The 14561-nt window shown below is 71.0% G+C and carries 9 protein-coding genes; 7 read left to right on the forward strand and 2 right to left on the reverse strand.

Annotation, left to right across the window (positions count from 1 at the left end):
* Positions 1-429 precede the first annotated feature (429 nt).
* Genes ABGB12_RS17145 through ABGB12_RS17160 form a run of 4 tightly spaced genes read left to right on the forward strand, consistent with a single transcriptional unit; the run spans position 430 to position 3862 of the window.
* The gene (locus ABGB12_RS17145; protein ID WP_347678957.1) at positions 430-1611 is read left to right on the forward strand and encodes a cytochrome P450; all 1182 of its coding nucleotides are present in this window, start codon (positions 430-432) and stop codon (positions 1609-1611) included.
* On the forward strand, positions 1608-1796 hold the full coding sequence (locus ABGB12_RS17150) for a ferredoxin (protein ID WP_347678959.1): 189 nt from the start codon (positions 1608-1610) through the stop codon (positions 1794-1796). The genes ABGB12_RS17145 and ABGB12_RS17150 overlap by 4 nt, the downstream gene beginning before the upstream one ends.
* A complete protein-coding gene (locus ABGB12_RS17155) occupies positions 1793-2929 on the forward strand; it encodes an FAD-dependent oxidoreductase (protein ID WP_347678961.1) in 1137 nt (378 codons plus the stop codon). The genes ABGB12_RS17150 and ABGB12_RS17155 overlap by 4 nt, the downstream gene beginning before the upstream one ends.
* 12 nt (positions 2930-2941) lie before the next feature.
* Positions 2942-3862, forward strand: coding sequence for a LysR family transcriptional regulator (locus tag ABGB12_RS17160; RefSeq protein ID WP_347678963.1), 921 nt, complete (start codon positions 2942-2944; stop codon positions 3860-3862).
* Positions 3863-4011: 149 nt separating this feature from the next.
* Here ABGB12_RS17160 and ABGB12_RS17165 read toward each other — a convergent pair whose 3' ends face one another.
* Positions 4012-4587, reverse strand: a complete 576-nt coding sequence (locus ABGB12_RS17165) for a TetR family transcriptional regulator (protein ID WP_347678965.1) — start codon at positions 4585-4587, stop codon at positions 4012-4014.
* Positions 4584-5579: an amidohydrolase family protein gene (locus tag ABGB12_RS17170; protein WP_347678967.1), complete on the reverse strand. Its 996-nt coding sequence runs from the start codon at positions 5577-5579 to the stop codon at positions 4584-4586. The genes ABGB12_RS17165 and ABGB12_RS17170 overlap by 4 nt, the downstream gene beginning before the upstream one ends.
* Before the next feature lie 192 nt (positions 5580-5771).
* Between ABGB12_RS17170 and ABGB12_RS17175 the strand changes: the two genes are divergently transcribed.
* The 3 genes from ABGB12_RS17175 to ABGB12_RS17185 all read left to right on the forward strand — a co-directional run bounded on the left by ABGB12_RS17175 (position 5772) and on the right by ABGB12_RS17185 (position 14554).
* The gene (locus tag ABGB12_RS17175; protein WP_347678969.1) at positions 5772-8300 is read left to right on the forward strand and encodes a PEP/pyruvate-binding domain-containing protein; all 2529 of its coding nucleotides are present in this window, start codon (positions 5772-5774) and stop codon (positions 8298-8300) included.
* Between the two features lie 217 nt (positions 8301-8517).
* On the forward strand, positions 8518-12204 hold the full coding sequence (locus ABGB12_RS17180; RefSeq protein ID WP_347678971.1) for a HAMP domain-containing protein: 3687 nt from the start codon (positions 8518-8520) through the stop codon (positions 12202-12204).
* Between the two features lie 4 nt (positions 12205-12208).
* Positions 12209-14554: a SpoIIE family protein phosphatase gene (locus tag ABGB12_RS17185; protein ID WP_347678973.1), complete on the forward strand. Its 2346-nt coding sequence runs from the start codon at positions 12209-12211 to the stop codon at positions 14552-14554.
* The last annotated feature ends 7 nt before the right edge of the window (positions 14555-14561 follow it).

Below are 14561 nucleotides of genomic sequence, written 5' to 3' on the forward strand. Positions count from 1 at the left end.
AGGCCGGTTCCCCTTACGGGAACCGGCCTTTTTGATCTTCGTACGGCTATGAAGTGCAGCGGCGGCTCCTCGAAGGCCTGGCCGCATCCGCGCCTGCGGTGAGCGCCCGGAGGGCCGGACGCCACCGTCTCTCCGCTGCCGGTGTCTTCTGCTCGACCTCTGACGAGTACCTGACCGGGCCGCTGCCCCGGACCGAAGCCTGGTCCCGTGCGGGCGCGACGGTGAGGCGTTGTCGCGCGGGTCGCGACTCCGGGCCGCTGGACGTGACCCGCTGCCGCATTTCAGTGGTCGGCCGGACCCCCGAGCAGGCGGCGGCGATCGAGCTTTATATGCATCACATGCATGTCGAGTCATGTAGAACATGTGTTTGCTTAATGTGAATGCGGTCACTTCAATGGGTTCACCGAATTACCGACCTGAGGTGAGCCGATGACCGACTCAGTCCCCCCTGTCTCCGATCTCGACCTGTTCGACGACGAGGTGCTCATCGACCCGTACCCCTCGTACGCGGCGCTGCGCGACCTCGGAGGCGTCGTCCACCTCCCGGCGAACGGCGTCTACGCACTCACGAGGTACGAGGTCATCCGCAATGCCCTGGGTGACTGGGAGAGCTTCTCCTCCGAAGGGGCGATCGGGTTCAACCCGATGGTCAACGAGGCGCTGACCGGCACGTCTCTCGCGTCGGACCCGCCGGTCCACACGCGGCTGCGGGCGGCTCTGACCGCGAACCTGTCGCCGCGGGCGCTCCGCGGCCTCAAGGGCGGCATCGACGCCAAGGCCGACGCCCTCGTCGAGAGGCTGGTCGGCAAGGGCTCGTTCGAGGCCATCGACGAACTGGCCCGCGCGCTGCCGCTCGAGGTCGTCTCGGATCTCATCGGGTTCACCGGCGACGTCCGCGACAACATGCTGCGCTGGGGCCAGGCCGCGATGCAGGTCATCGGCCCCATGAACCAGCGCACCGCGGAGAGCTTCCCGATCGCCGGGGAGCTGTACGCCTGGTGCTCGACAGTCACCGCCGAGGACCTGGCGCCCGGCTCCGTCGGACGGGGGATCTTCGAGGCCGAGGCGCGCGGCGAGATCCCGTCCGGCTCGGCGGGCCACATCATCCACCAATACCTCGGTGCGGGCGTCGACACCACGATCGCCGCCATCGGCAACGTCGTCGCCCTGTTCGCGGCGCATCCCGACCAGCTCGCGCTGGTCCGGGAGAACCCGTCGCTGGTGCCGGCCGCGTTCAACGAGGTGCTCCGCTACTGGTCGTCGCTCCACGTCTGGGGACGTCGCGCGACCCGGGACGTGGAGATCGACGGCGTCCTGGTCCCGCAGGGCGCGAAGGTCGCGGTCCTGCTCGGCGCCGGCAACAGGGATCCCCGCCACTACGAGAACCCCGACGAGTTCCTGGTCGAGCGCAACCCGGTCGACCACCTCTCCTTCGGGTACGGCCCGCACGGCTGCGCCGGACAGGGGCTGGCCCGCCTCGAGGGGCAAGCCGTCATCGGCGCGCTGGCCCGCCGTGTCGGTCGCCTGGTCGTCGGCCCGGAGGTCCGGGTCCCCAGCAACATCACCCGCAGCATCGAAGAACTGCCCGTCCTGGAGGTGGCGTCGGCATGAAGATCGTCCTGGACCGTCCGCGCTGTGAGGGGCACGGCCTGTGCGAGGAGGCCGCGCCCGACCTGATGCACCTCGACGACGAAGGCGAGCTGGTCCTCGACCGCGAGGAGATCGGCGATGCCGAGGTCGCGTCGGCCAACGCCGCTGTCCGGGTCTGCCCGGTCGCGGCCCTGCGCCTCGCATGAGCACGCCGATCCAGCGGGTCGTCATCGTCGGCAACGGCATCGCCGGCCTCACGGCGGCCGACACGCTCCGTGAGGCCTGCTTCGACGGCGAGCTCACCGTCGTCGGCGACGAGACGCACGCGGCGTACAGCCGTCCGGCTCTGTCGAAGGCGCTGCTGCTCGACGACGCCGACATGTCGTCCCACGAGCTCGCGCCGACCACCCATGGCGCCACCGAACTCCTGGGCGTACGCGCGACCGGACTCGACGTCGACCGCCGGCTCGTCAAGCTCGACGACGGCTCGGCGCTCTCCTACGACCGTGTCGTCCTCGCCACCGGATCCCGTGCGCGGCGGTTGTCCGACGCTCCTGAGGAGTTCACCCTGCGAGGCCTCGACGATGCGCTCGCCCTGCGCAAGCGCCTCGCCGGACGGCCATCGGTCGCCGTGGTCGGTGGAGGCCCGCTCGGCATGGAGATCGCGTCGGGCTGTCTGGCCGCGGGCTGCCAGGTCACCCTCGTCTCCCAAGGCGTGCCGCTGATCCAGCAGCTGGGCCCATACCTGGCCGAAATCTTCGTCAAGGCGGCGCTGGAGCGTGGGCTCACCATCGTAGAGACCGGATTTGCGCGGATCGAGGAGCGTGCGGGAGAAACCCGCGTCGTTCTGGACGGTGGCGCCGTCGTCGAGGCCGAACTGATGGTGTCCGCGGTCGGCGACGTCCCCAACACGGAGTGGCTCGCGGGCACAGGCCTGGCCGACCAGGGCGTCGTCCAGGTCGACTCGCGTGGACTGGTGCGCCCCGACATCGCGGCCGTCGGCGACCTGGCGGCGTTCCCGACGCCCTACGGCCTGCGCCGCGTCCCGCTGTGGAGCAGCGCGATCGAGCAGGCGAAGGTGGCGGCGGCCGCCCTCGTCCGGGGGGACGACACGCCACCGCTCCAGTTCCAGCCGTACTTCTGGACCGAGCAGTTCGGGCTCAACCTCAAAGCCGTCGGCTATCTCCCTTTGGACGGAGAGCCGACGTACGTCGAGGGAGGGCCCGGCGGTCCGGCGCTGATGCGCTGGTCGCACGGCGACGGCTCCGGAGCGGCCGCGGCGCTGAACTACCGGATCCCGATCCCGCGGCTGCGTCGCGTGAGCCGGGAAGCCGTGTAGGGTTCCGTCGCGATGAGCGACGACGGAGAGGGCGCGGCGGGTTCCCGGTTGGATCGATTGGCGTCGGTCAACCTCAACCTGCTGGTGCCTCTCCTCGCGCTCTTGGAGGAGCGCTCGGTGACGAAGGCGGCTGAGCGCGTCGGTCTGACGCAGTCGGCGATGAGCCACGCGTTGGGCCGCATGCGGCGCCTCTTCGGCGACGACCTCCTCGTCCGGCAGGGGAGCGGCGCCACGCTGACCCCGCGCGCGCTCGAGCTGATCGGGCCGCTGCGGGCGACGCTCCAGCAGGCCGTGGACGTGGTCGACTTCCCCGGCTTCGATCCGGCGACGGATCGCCGTGTCATCACCGTCGCGATGACCACCAGCACGGCCTTCGTCCTCGGGGCGCGGCTGGCCCGACTCATGGCGGAACGAGCCCCGAATACGACCCTCCGCGTGCGCACCATCACCGTGCCGACCGAGGCCACCTTCACAGAGCACGGTGTCGACGTCGTGCTGCTCTCTGAGGGGTCCACGTCGCCGTACCCGCGGGAGCGCCTGTACGACGACCGCATCGTGGTGGTGGCCTCGGCGGACACACCACCGGAGGCGAGCGCGTTCGACCTGCTGACCACGCAGCCGCACATCGTCGTCGACACCGAGCGGCGGGTCTTCCCGTACTCGGTGCTCGACGAGAAGCAGGTCGCCTACCGTGTCGGCCTGCTGATCTCCGACTTCCTGCTCGTCCCGTACCTGGTCGGACGCGCCGGCGGTGTCGCGCTCCTGCGCCACCGAGTCGCCGCCGAGATGCGGACGCTCGTCGACCTGCGGATCGAGGAGTTCCCGTTCCCGCTCCCGGGACTGGGCATCGACATGGTATGGAACCCGCATCTGGGCGACCACTACTTCATCTCCTGGCTGCGCCAGCTCCTGTTCGACGCGGCGAGGCCCTGACACGCCTCAGCGCAGGCTCGCGAGGGCGCGAGTGAGGTGGTAAGGACGTGACCATCCGCGCCATCGCCGAGGTCATCGGCCGTAGCCGCCCCGTCGGCCATCCGGTCGCTGATCTTCTTGTCCTGGCCTGGCGGCGGGCATTCGTTCGCCTACAGGCGGAGGCCCGTTTCCAGTGCGGCCAATCCCTCGTCCAGGAGTGCGACGAGGTCGCCGCCCGTTTGCGGGGCGGTCAGAAGCACCGTGAGGCCGACGCCGATGATCGCGCCCACGACGGCGCGTACTTCCGGATCGGTGGCCGCACGTCCGCTCCTGGCGGCCACGATCTCCATCAGCGTCCGCATCGGTTCCTCGAGGCGGTCCACCATCATCGCCCGTAGGGCCGGAGTCGAGAGGATCAGCTCGGTCCGCTCCCGTATCTCCCTTCGTTCGGCCTCCGGGACCCTGTCCAGGGATTCCCGGATCGCCGCACGCAGGGCGGGGATGATCCGGGTCTGAGCGGGCTGGTCCTGCAGCGCCTCATAGATGATGGGGTCGAACCGGTCCCACAGCAGCACGTCCTCCTTTGTGGGGAAGTAGCGAAAGAAGGTGCTTTCGGAGATTTCCGACGCCGTAACGATCTGGGCGACCGTCGTCGCCTCATACCCCCGCTCACGGAACAGCCGCAATGCGTTGCGCTGGATCGACGCCCGTGTCAGGGCCTTTTTGCGCTCGCGTAGTCCGCTCACAGCGCGAACAACCTTTCTGCGTTGTCGTGCGCGATCCGCTCGCGGTCGGTCGCGCTGACGGGAAGCCGGTCGAGGAAGGCGCGTGCCTGCGCCATCGAACTGTACGGATGGTCGGTCGAGAACAGGATTCTGTCGGCTCCCACCTGGAGCAGGAGATCGAGGAAGGCCGGGGTCCAGTTGAATCCGCTGATCGCGTAGTGGACGTGGGTCCTCAGGTAGTCGCCGACGGTCCGGTCGAGCCCGGTCATCTGCGGGGGCAGGCTGCGGTCGATGCGGGGGAGCAGGAAGGGCAGGGCCTCACCCAGATGACCGACCACCAGTTGCAGGCCGGGGAAGCGGTCGAAGGCGCCGCTGAGGATGAGCCGCAGCAGGTGCGTCGCGGTGTCGATGTGCCAGCCCCAGGCCGCTGTGGCCAGCGTGGCGGTCACGCTTTCGGGGTAGTTTCCGCGATACATGCCCGCGATGACCGAGGACGGCGGCGGCGTGGGGTGAAGGTACAGCGGGCGGCCGAGGGCTTCCGCACGGGCCAGGATCGGCCAGAAGAACTCATCGTCGAGGTAGCGGCCCCGGACGTGGCCGTTGATCAGAGCGCCGACGAGACCGCGCTCCTCGACCGCCCGCTGTAGTTCGTCGGCAGCGAGGTCGGGGACGGCGGTGGGGAGGGCGGCGAACCCGGCGAGCCGGTCCGGGTGGCTGCGGATCGCCTTGGAGAGCGCGTCATTGGCCTCCCTGGCCATCGAGACCGCCTCGTCGGGGTCGGCCTGTTCCAAGCCGGGGGAGGTCAGGGAGAGCACCTGCAGGTCGATCCCCGCGGCGTCCATGGCCGCGATCCTGCCGTCGCCCAGATCGCGGAGCTGCGCGATGAGCGCGATGAACCCGGCTGAGACCTCGGGGTGCTCGCTCGCGGCGGCGGCCTGTTCCCGGAGGGTGTGTCCGGGACCCTCCAAGAACGCCGTGGTGGCGTAGTGCTCCTCGACCGCGATCGTACGCACGACCATCCCCTCCAACGTGACGGTAGCTTTCTTTTGGAGGTTACTGTCATATTTGGAAGAAGGGCAAGACCCGAGGCGCGGGCGGGCAGCAGCGGAAGAAGTGTTCTCGCGGGCGGGACACCTGTGCTGTGCCCGGGTAGGGGAGGGGCGGGATCGAAAGGCCGTTCGGTGAGGCCGCGGGGGGATTGCGGGATGAACGTGATCGGGCTGGGGCGTGTCGGTCTGGGCATGATCGGGCTGGTGGGGGGCAAGGCCGCGGGGCTCGGGGAGCTGATCGGGGCGGGTGAGCGGGTGCCCGAGGGGTTCTGCGTCACGACCGACGTCCAGGACTCGGGGCGGGACGGGGGCGGGATGACCGCCGGGCTGCGGGCGGAGATCGCCGACGCCTACGGGGAGCTGGGCGCGGGGGCGGTGGCGGTGCGGTCCAGCGCCACCGCCGAGGACCTGCCCGACCTCAGTTTCGCCGGGCAGCAGGAGACCTTCCTCGACGTGAGCGGCGCCGACGAGGTGATCGACGCGGTCCGGCGCTGCTGGGAGTCGCTGTGGAACGAGCGCGCGGTCGCCTACCGGGAGGCCCACGGCGTCGACCACGCGTCCGTCCGGATGGCGGTGGTCGTGCAGCGCATGATCGACGCGAAGGTGGCCGGGGTCCTGTTCACGGCCGATCCGGTGACCGGAAGCCGGAGCCGGATGACCGTCGACGCGGCTCCGGGCCCGGGCACCGCCGTCGTCAGCGGCACCGTCGTGCCCGATCACTACGTGATGGACAAGCAGGTGCCGACGGTGTCCGGGGGCGGCTGCCTCGGCACGGCGCACCTGGAGGAGCTTCGCGCGGCGGGGCTGCGGATAGAGCGGCACTTCGGTTCGCCGCAGGACATCGAGTGGGCGATCGACTCCGACGGCGTGCTCTGGATACTGCAGTCCCGGCCGGTCACCGGCCTGTTCCCCCTCCCGCCGGATGCCGGACGGCCGCTGCCCAGGGTGTATCTCAACTTCAGCCCCGCTCAGGGCATGCACCGGCCGTTCACCCCCATGGGCATGTCCGTGATGAAGATGACGATGGCCGCGTGGTGGGAGGCGCTGGGGATCGGGGACGGGATCGATCCGATCGACGGCCCCGAGGGGATCGTCGAGGTGGGTGGCCGTATCTTCGCCGACGCGACCCGCTACGTGCGCAGCCGGGCCGCCCGCGGGTACCTGGTCAAGACGATGCGGATCGAAGGGCCGGGGGTCGAGGCGGCCCTCGACCGGGTGCTGCGCGATCCGCGTTTCCGCCCGCGGCTCGGTCTCCCGGTCAGTCCGCGTTCGGTGGTGAGGTTCATGGTCAGGTTGTGCCCGTCCGTGGTCGCCGGGATCGCGCGGACGCTCGCACGTCCGGACGCCGCCCGGGCCCGGGCGTTCCAGACGGCGGAGAGGATGAGGCTGGACGTGCGGCCGCCCGCCGGTTCGGCCACGGTGGACGAGCGGCTGCGGTTCGTGGGGCGGGCCCACGCGGTGCTGGTGAACCGCACGCTGGTGGACACGATGCTCTGGCCCGTCTACGCGGGCATCCTCGCCGGTGAGATGCCCGTACGTCTGCTCAGGGGGATCGCCTCCGAAGGCGAGGTGAAGACGGTGCTCCGCGGCATGCCGTACAACGTCACCACCGAGATGGATCTGAAGCTGTGGCGGCTGGCGGCGGGCGCGCGCGAGCACCGTGACCTCCTGGTGGACACACCGCCCGCCGAACTGGCCGCCATGTACCGCCGGGGAGAGCTGCCCGACATCGGGCTGGACGGATTCCTCGGCGAATACGGGCAGCGCGCGGCAGCCGAGATCGACGTCGGTCTTCCCCGTTGGGACGAGGATCCGGAACCGGTCTTCACGGCGATCGCCAACTACCTGCGCGTCACCGATCCCGAACAGGACCCCGATCGGCGCTTCGCCGCGGCGGCGCGCGCGGCCGAGGAGAAGATCGACGAACTGGTGCGGCGTGCGCGCCCGCGGAGGCCGGTCCGGGCCCGGCTCGCCGGGTTCCTGCTGGGGCGGGCCCGGGCCGTGAGCGGGCTGCGGGAGCTGCCCAAGTTCGTCTGGACCTACGCGTTGCGGGAGACGCGGCGCCAGCTCCTGCTGGCCGGCTCGGAACTCGCCGGGCTCGGTCTTCTCGAACGCCCCGACGACATCATGTTCCTGGACTTCCGTGAGGCGCGGGCGGCCGCGGCCGGCACCGGGATGAAGGAACTGGTCGCCTCACGGCGCGCGGTGTACGAGCGGGAGAGCCGGCGGCGCCGCGTCCCCGACGTCCTGCTGTCCGACGGCACGGATGTGGGGACGCTCATCCGGAGCGCTTCTCCGGGGGACGGGACTCTCGTCGGGATGCCCGGAGCCGCCGGCACCGTCACCGGCCCCGCCCGAGTGATCTTCGACCCTTCGGGCGCCAGGCTGGAGCCGGGAGAGATCCTGGTGGCGCCGTCCACCGACCCCGGCTGGACGCCGCTGTTCATGACGGCCGGGGGGCTGGTCACCGAGACGGGAGGTCCCAACTCCCACGGCCCCACCGTGGCCAGGGAGTACGGCATTCCCGCCGTGATCGGCGTCGCCGGGGCCACTCAGGTGATCCGCACCGGCCGTCGGATCACTTTGGACGGCGCCGCGGGCACCGTCCTGACCGAGCGGCCGACGGCCGCGGGCCGGACGGATCCGGCAGAGTCCGGAGAGGTGCGGGCGGAGAGGAAAAGGTGAGGCGAGGGACGCCGTGGGAACGATCCAGGACCTTGACCCGTTTGTTTTCTCCACGGTCTGAAATGCATATCAACCCGAAGAGAGCCTCTCAGATGAATGTCGGGTTCGGGATGAATAAGCCTCCCCTAAGCTGAGAAAGGCCCAGGACGGTGATGCCGCTGTGGCTCACCCGGGGACTGGGCGGAGACGGAATACCAGGTATGACAGCAGGTGCCGTATGAGCACTACCACCAGTGTGGCCGGCGTCGCGGAGACCGAACTGCGGCAACTGCTCGCGGGACTGACGGCGGTGCGGGACGGCGACTTCGGCACCCGGCTGCCGAGCGACGGGGACGGGTTGCTCGGCGAGATCGCACTCGTCTTCAACGGCATGGTCGACCAGTTGTCGCTGTTCACCTCCGAGGTGACGCGCGTCTCGCGCGAGGTCGGCACCGAGGGGCGGCTGGGCGGGCAGGCCGAGGTTCCGGGGGTGTCGGGGACCTGGGCGGACCTCACCGATTCCGTCAACGCCATGGCCGGCAACCTCACCACCCAGGTGCGGTCCATCGCGCAGGTGACCACCGCGGTCGCCAAAGGCGACCTCACACAGAAGATCAACGTCGACGCGCGGGGCGAGATCCTCGAGTTGAAGGAGACCATCAACACGATGGTCGACCAGTTGGGGGCGTTCGCCGACGAGGTCACGAGGGTGGCCCGCGAGGTGGGAAGCGAGGGCAAACTCGGCGGCCAGGCCCGGGTCCGGGGCGTCTCGGGCACCTGGAAGGACCTCACCGACAACGTCAATGTCATGGCCTCGAACCTGACCGGCCAGGTGCGCTCCATCGCCCAGGTCGCGACGGCCGTCGCCAAGGGCGACCTGTCGCAGAAGATCACCATCGAGGCGGAGGGCGAGGTCGCCGCGCTCGCCGGGGCGATCAACACGATGGTCGACACGCTGTCGGTCTTCGCCGACGAGGTGACGCGGGTGGCCCGCGAGGTGGGCACCGAGGGCAACCTCGGCGGCCAGGCCCGGGTGCCGAACGTCGCCGGCACCTGGAAGGACCTCACCGACAACGTCAACTCGATGGCGAACAACCTGACCAACCAGGTCCGCAACATCGCCCAGGTCACCACCGCCGTCGCCCAGGGCGACCTCACCCGCAAGATCGACGTCGACGCGCGGGGCGAGATCCTCGAGCTGAAGACGACCATCAACACCATGGTCGACCAGCTCTCCTCGTTCGCCGCCGAGGTCACCCGCGTGGCCCGCGAGGTGGGCTCGGAGGGCAGGCTCGGCGGCCAGGCCGAGGTCGAGGGCGTGTCCGGCACCTGGAAGCGGCTGACGGAGAACGTCAACGGGCTCGCCGGGAACCTCACCCGCCAGGTCCGCGCGATCGCCGAGGTCACCAGTGCCGTGACCCAGGGCGACCTCACCCGCTCCATCACCGTGGAGGCGTCCGGCGAGGTCGCCGAGCTGAAGGACAACATCAACTCGATGGTCCGCTCCCTGCGCGAGACGACCCGCGCCAACCAGGAGCAGGACTGGCTGAAGACCAACCTCGCCGCCATCTCCGGGCTGATGCAGGGCCGCCGCGACCTCCCCATCGTCGCCGACCTGGTCATGGACGAGCTGGTGCCGCTCGTCTCCGCCCAGTACGGCGCGTTCTACCTCGCAGAGGAGACCGCCGACGAGCCGGAGCTGCGCCTCATCGCCTCCTACGGGCTGGCCGGCGAGCCGGGCGCGCCCCGGACGCTGAAGTTCGGACAGTCCCTGGTGGGTCAGGCCGCGCGCGGGCGCCGCGTCATCGCCGTGGACGACGTGCCCGCCGGGTACCTGATCTCCTCGGCGCTCGGCGGTACCGCCCCGGTCAATCTGATCGTGCTGCCGATCACCGTCGAGGACCAGGTCCTCGGCGTCATCGAGCTGGCCTCGCTGCACCGGTTCACCGGCGTGCAGCGCGCCCTTCTGGAGCAGCTGACCGGCACGATCGGCGTCAACGTCAACACCATCGTGGCCAACGCCCGCACCGACGAGCTGCTGGGCGAGTCCCAGCGGCTCACCGCCGAGCTCCAGGCCCGCTCGCACGAGCTGCAGATCCGCCAGGAGGAGCTGCAGCGCTCGAACGCGGAGCTGGAGGAGAAGGCGGCGCTGCTGGCCAGCCAGAACCGCGACATCGAGACCAAGAACCTGGAGATCGAGCAGGCCAGGCAGGAGCTGGAGGCCCGCGCCCAGCAGCTGGCGCTGGCGTCGAAGTACAAGTCCGAGTTCCTGGCGAACATGAGCCACGAGCTGCGCACCCCGCTGAACAGCCTGCTCATCCTGGCCCAGTTGCTGGCCCAGAACCCGACCCGCAACCTCACCCCCAAGCAGGTGGAGTACGCGGGCGTCATCCACTCGGCCGGCTCGGACCTGCTCCAGCTGATCAACGACATCCTCGACCTGTCGAAGGTCGAGGCGGGCAAGATGGACGTCAACATCGAGCGGGTCTCGCTGGGCCGGGTCGCCGACTACGTCGAGGCCACGTTCCGCCCGCTGGTGGTGCAGAAGAGCCTCGACTTCGGGGTCACCAGCGCCCCGGGCGTGCCGGAGGAGATCGTCACCGACGACGCCCGGCTGCGCCAGGTCCTGGGCAACCTGCTGTCCAACGCGGTGAAGTTCACCGAGTCGGGCAGCGTCGAGCTGCGGATCGAACCGGCGTCGGGCAAGGAGCTGCCCCCGGACATGGACCGGGACGGCCCCGCCGTGGCCTTCCGGGTCACCGACACCGGCATCGGCATCCCCGAGCACCAGCTGGAGTCGATCTTCGGCGCGTTCCAGCAGGCGGACGGCACGACCAGCCGCAAGTACGGCGGCACCGGCCTCGGTCTGTCGATCAGCCGGGAGATCGCCTACCTGCTCCGCGGCGCGATCACCGCGCAGAGCGTCCCCGGCAAGGGCAGCACGTTCACGCTGTACCTTCCGGTCGCGGAGGCGGGCCTGGAGTCCCCGTCCGCCGCGGAGGAGCGGGCGCCCGCGGTGCCGGGCCCGTCCTCGGGCGGCGCCCCGTCCGCCGACCACGGCGCGGCCGAGGCGGACCAGCCGGTCCGCCGGCTGCTGGTGGTGGAGGAGCAGCCGCGCGGCCTGCTGACCCTCGTCGCCGAGAGCGCGGTCGCCGAGCTGGCGGGCCGGGACCTCGGCGGGGTCCGGGTCCTCACCGCGGTCAGCTCCGCCCAGGCGGCGTCGCTGCTGGCGGCCGAGCCCTGCCACTGCGTGGTGCTCGGACTCGACATGCCCGGCGGGGAGGCGCTGCGCCTGCTGGAGGCGTTCGACGGCGACAGCGCGCTGGCGGGGGTGCCGGTGCTGGTGCACAACAACCGCCGCCTGGATCCGGGGAGCGAACGGGCCCTGCAGCGGCACGCCCGCAGCCGTCCGCTGGAGGTGCTGCCGAGCCTGGACGAGCTGCGCGAGCGCATCGCGCTGCACCTCACCGCGGCGGCTCCCGGCGACGTCCTGCCGCTGCTGCCGGCCGAACGGGAGCTGCCGGACCAGCCCGTCGGGGCGGAGGCGGGCCTGACCGGCAGGACGGTCCTGGTCGTCGACGACGACGCCCGCAACGTCTTCGCGCTGACCGGCATGCTGGAGTTGCACGGCATCCGGGTCCTGCACGCCGACAACGGCCGTTCGGGCATCGAGACCCTCCAGGCGCACGACGAGGTCGACCTCGTCCTGATGGACGTGATGATGCCGGAGATGGACGGGTACGCCGCGACGACCGCGATCCGGAACATGCCGCGCTACGCCGAGCTGCCGATCATCGCGGTCACCGCCAAGGCGATGCAGGGCGACCGCGAGAAGAGCCTCGCGGCGGGCGCCAGCGACTACGTGACCAAGCCGGTGGACGCGACGGTCCTCATCGCCGCCATCCAGCGGCTGCTGGACCGGTGAGCCGATGATCGGGAAAACCCCGGCCATGGGGCCGGACCCGGCCCGTCCTCCCGTCGACGAGGCGGTCGGCAGACTCGCCGCGACCGTCGAACGGCTGCGCCGCGAGGTGCGGGAGGCGCAGAACTCCGCCGGCGGCCGGGCTCTGGTCGAACTGGCCGCCGGGCTGCTCGCCGACCGGCTCGGCTGCGGCCTGGCCGCCGCACACCAGCAGCTGGAGACGCTGGCCGAACGCGCCGACAGCACCCAGCTGGAGATCGCGGCGGACATCGTGGGACAGGCGGCCAAGGGCGAGCTCTCGGCCGTCACCCGCGCCTTCCTCTCCTCGGCCGAGGCCGGGGCCGGGGAGGCGGCGCCCGAGGACAGGCTGAAGGCCGCCGAGAACGCGGCGCTGGCCGCCGACGACACCCAGGCGATGGCGGCCTCGCTGCTGGAGTACGCGCTGGCGCCGCTGGAGGCGAACGCGGTCGCGGTGTGGGCGGCCGACGCGGACGGTTCGCTGCGGCTCGCCGGATCGGCCGGGTTCACCCCGGCGGAGGCACGGCGCTGGAGGCATGTCCCGCCGGCCGTCGCGACCCTCGCCCGCCAGGCGCTCACCGACCGGCGGCCCGTGTGGCTGCCGGGCACGGAGCGGAACCCGCCGTCGATCGGCCGCGCCGAGCTGCCGCCCGGCGGCAGGGTCGCGGTGCCCGCGGGCACCGGCGGCAGGCTGCTCGGCGTGCTGGAGATCTGCTGGCCGCACCGGCTGGAGTCCCAGCCTCCCGCGGTGCACCGGCAACTGGAGTCCCTCGCCGAGCTGTGCGCCTACACCCTGGACCACCGGCCCGGGTCCGAGCCGGAGGAGACCTCCCCGCTCGTCGAGATCGCGGACGCGATGCTGGACTCGGCCATGGTGCTCAAGCCCGTGGTGGAGGAGGACGCCGTCACGGACTTCGCCATCCACCATGCGAACGAGCGGTTCACCGATCTGGCCGGGCGGCCCCGCTCGTCCATCCTCGGCACCCGGTTCCTGGAGACGTACCCGATGTCGGCGCGGGCCGGCGGGCTGTTCGAAAAGCTCGTCTACGTGCACGCGACGGGTGATTCGCTGCGGCACGTCGGCGACCATGTGATCGTGCGCGTGGACGAGCTGACGTTCGCGGGACCCACCACCTACAGCATGTTGCGCCAAGGCGAGGACCTGCTGGTGACCTGGCGGCTGCACGACGAGTCCACGAGGCTCGCCGAGCTGCTCCAGCACGCCCAGCGGCTGGGCCGGATCGGCGGTTTCGAGGAGAACCTCGTCACCGGCGAGATCATCTGGAACGACCACCTGTTCGAGCTGCACGGGCTGCCTCCCGAGTCCGGCCCGCTCGCGCTGGGAGAGCTGCCCGCCTACGCCCACCCGGACGACGCGGCGGACGTCAGAGCGTTCCTGCGCGCGCTCCTGGACCACGGGCATCCGGCGACGGCGTCGTTCCGGCTGCAGCGCCAGGACGGGTCCTACCGGCATATGAGGGTGGCCGCCGAGCCCGTCCTGGACGGCGGGGTCAGGCCCGTCGCGATCCGCGGCGCCTACCAGGACGTCTCCTCCCAGCACTGGACGGAGATCGCGCTGGAGGCGACCCGGGACGAGCTCAGCCACACCCAGCGGCAGGCGGCCGAGCAGGCCAGGCTCACGCTCCGCCTCCAGCACGCGATCATGCCGCCGAGCCAGGGCCCGCTGGAGACCCCGCGGCTGCGGGTCGGGGTGCGCTACCGGCCCGCCGGCAACGAGGCGCTCGTCGGCGGCGACTGGTACGACGTGCTGACGCTGCCGAACGGCAAGGTCCTGGTGTCGATCGGCGACGTGGCGGGCCACGGCATCCAGTCGGCCACCGACATGGTGGTGCTGCGCAACGCGTTGCGCGGCCTGTCCGCGACCGGCGCGGGCCCGGCCCAGCTGCTGTACTGGCTGAACAACGTCACCGTCCATCTGACCGACAACGTCACGGCCACCGCGGTCTGCGGCATCTTCGACCCGGAGGACGGCATGCTGCGCTGGGCCAGGGCCGGGCATCCCCTGCCGATCCTGCTGCGAGACGGGGAGGCCGTGCCGCTCCCACCGGTCGACGGCGTGGTCCTGGGCGTCCTGGCGGATCTGGACTTCAGCGAGGGCGTGGTCCCGCTGTCCCCGGGCGACCGGATCCTGCTGTACACCGACGGCCTCATCGAGCGACGCGACAGCACGGTGGAGGAGGCGCTCGACCACCTCCTGATGATCGCCGCCGTCCGCGACGCGGAGCTCGAACCGCACCTGGACGACCTGCTGCGCAAGGGGGCGTCCGACACGGACGACGACACCTGTGTGGTCGCCCTGGAGGTCAAGCCGTAACCGCTTC

This window comes from Actinocorallia sp. B10E7, from assembly GCF_039871655.1.
Taxonomy (GTDB): Bacteria; Actinomycetota; Actinomycetes; order Streptosporangiales; family Streptosporangiaceae; genus Actinocorallia.

What these genes read in the sequence shown, in the direction of transcription:
- ABGB12_RS17145 (WP_347678957.1), top strand. Translation starts at nt 430, where the DNA reads ATGACCGACTCAGTCCCCCCTGTCTCCGATCTCGACCTGTTCGACGAC.
- ABGB12_RS17150 (WP_347678959.1), top strand. Translation starts at nt 1,608, where the DNA reads ATGAAGATCGTCCTGGACCGTCCGCGCTGTGAGGGGCACGGCCTGTGC.
- ABGB12_RS17155 (WP_347678961.1), top strand. Translation starts at nt 1,793, where the DNA reads ATGAGCACGCCGATCCAGCGGGTCGTCATCGTCGGCAACGGCATCGCC.
- ABGB12_RS17160 (WP_347678963.1), top strand. Translation starts at nt 2,942, where the DNA reads ATGAGCGACGACGGAGAGGGCGCGGCGGGTTCCCGGTTGGATCGATTG.
- ABGB12_RS17175 (WP_347678969.1), top strand. Translation starts at nt 5,772, where the DNA reads ATGAACGTGATCGGGCTGGGGCGTGTCGGTCTGGGCATGATCGGGCTG.
- ABGB12_RS17180 (WP_347678971.1), top strand. Translation starts at nt 8,518, where the DNA reads ATGAGCACTACCACCAGTGTGGCCGGCGTCGCGGAGACCGAACTGCGG.
- ABGB12_RS17185 (WP_347678973.1), top strand. Translation starts at nt 12,209, where the DNA reads ATGATCGGGAAAACCCCGGCCATGGGGCCGGACCCGGCCCGTCCTCCC.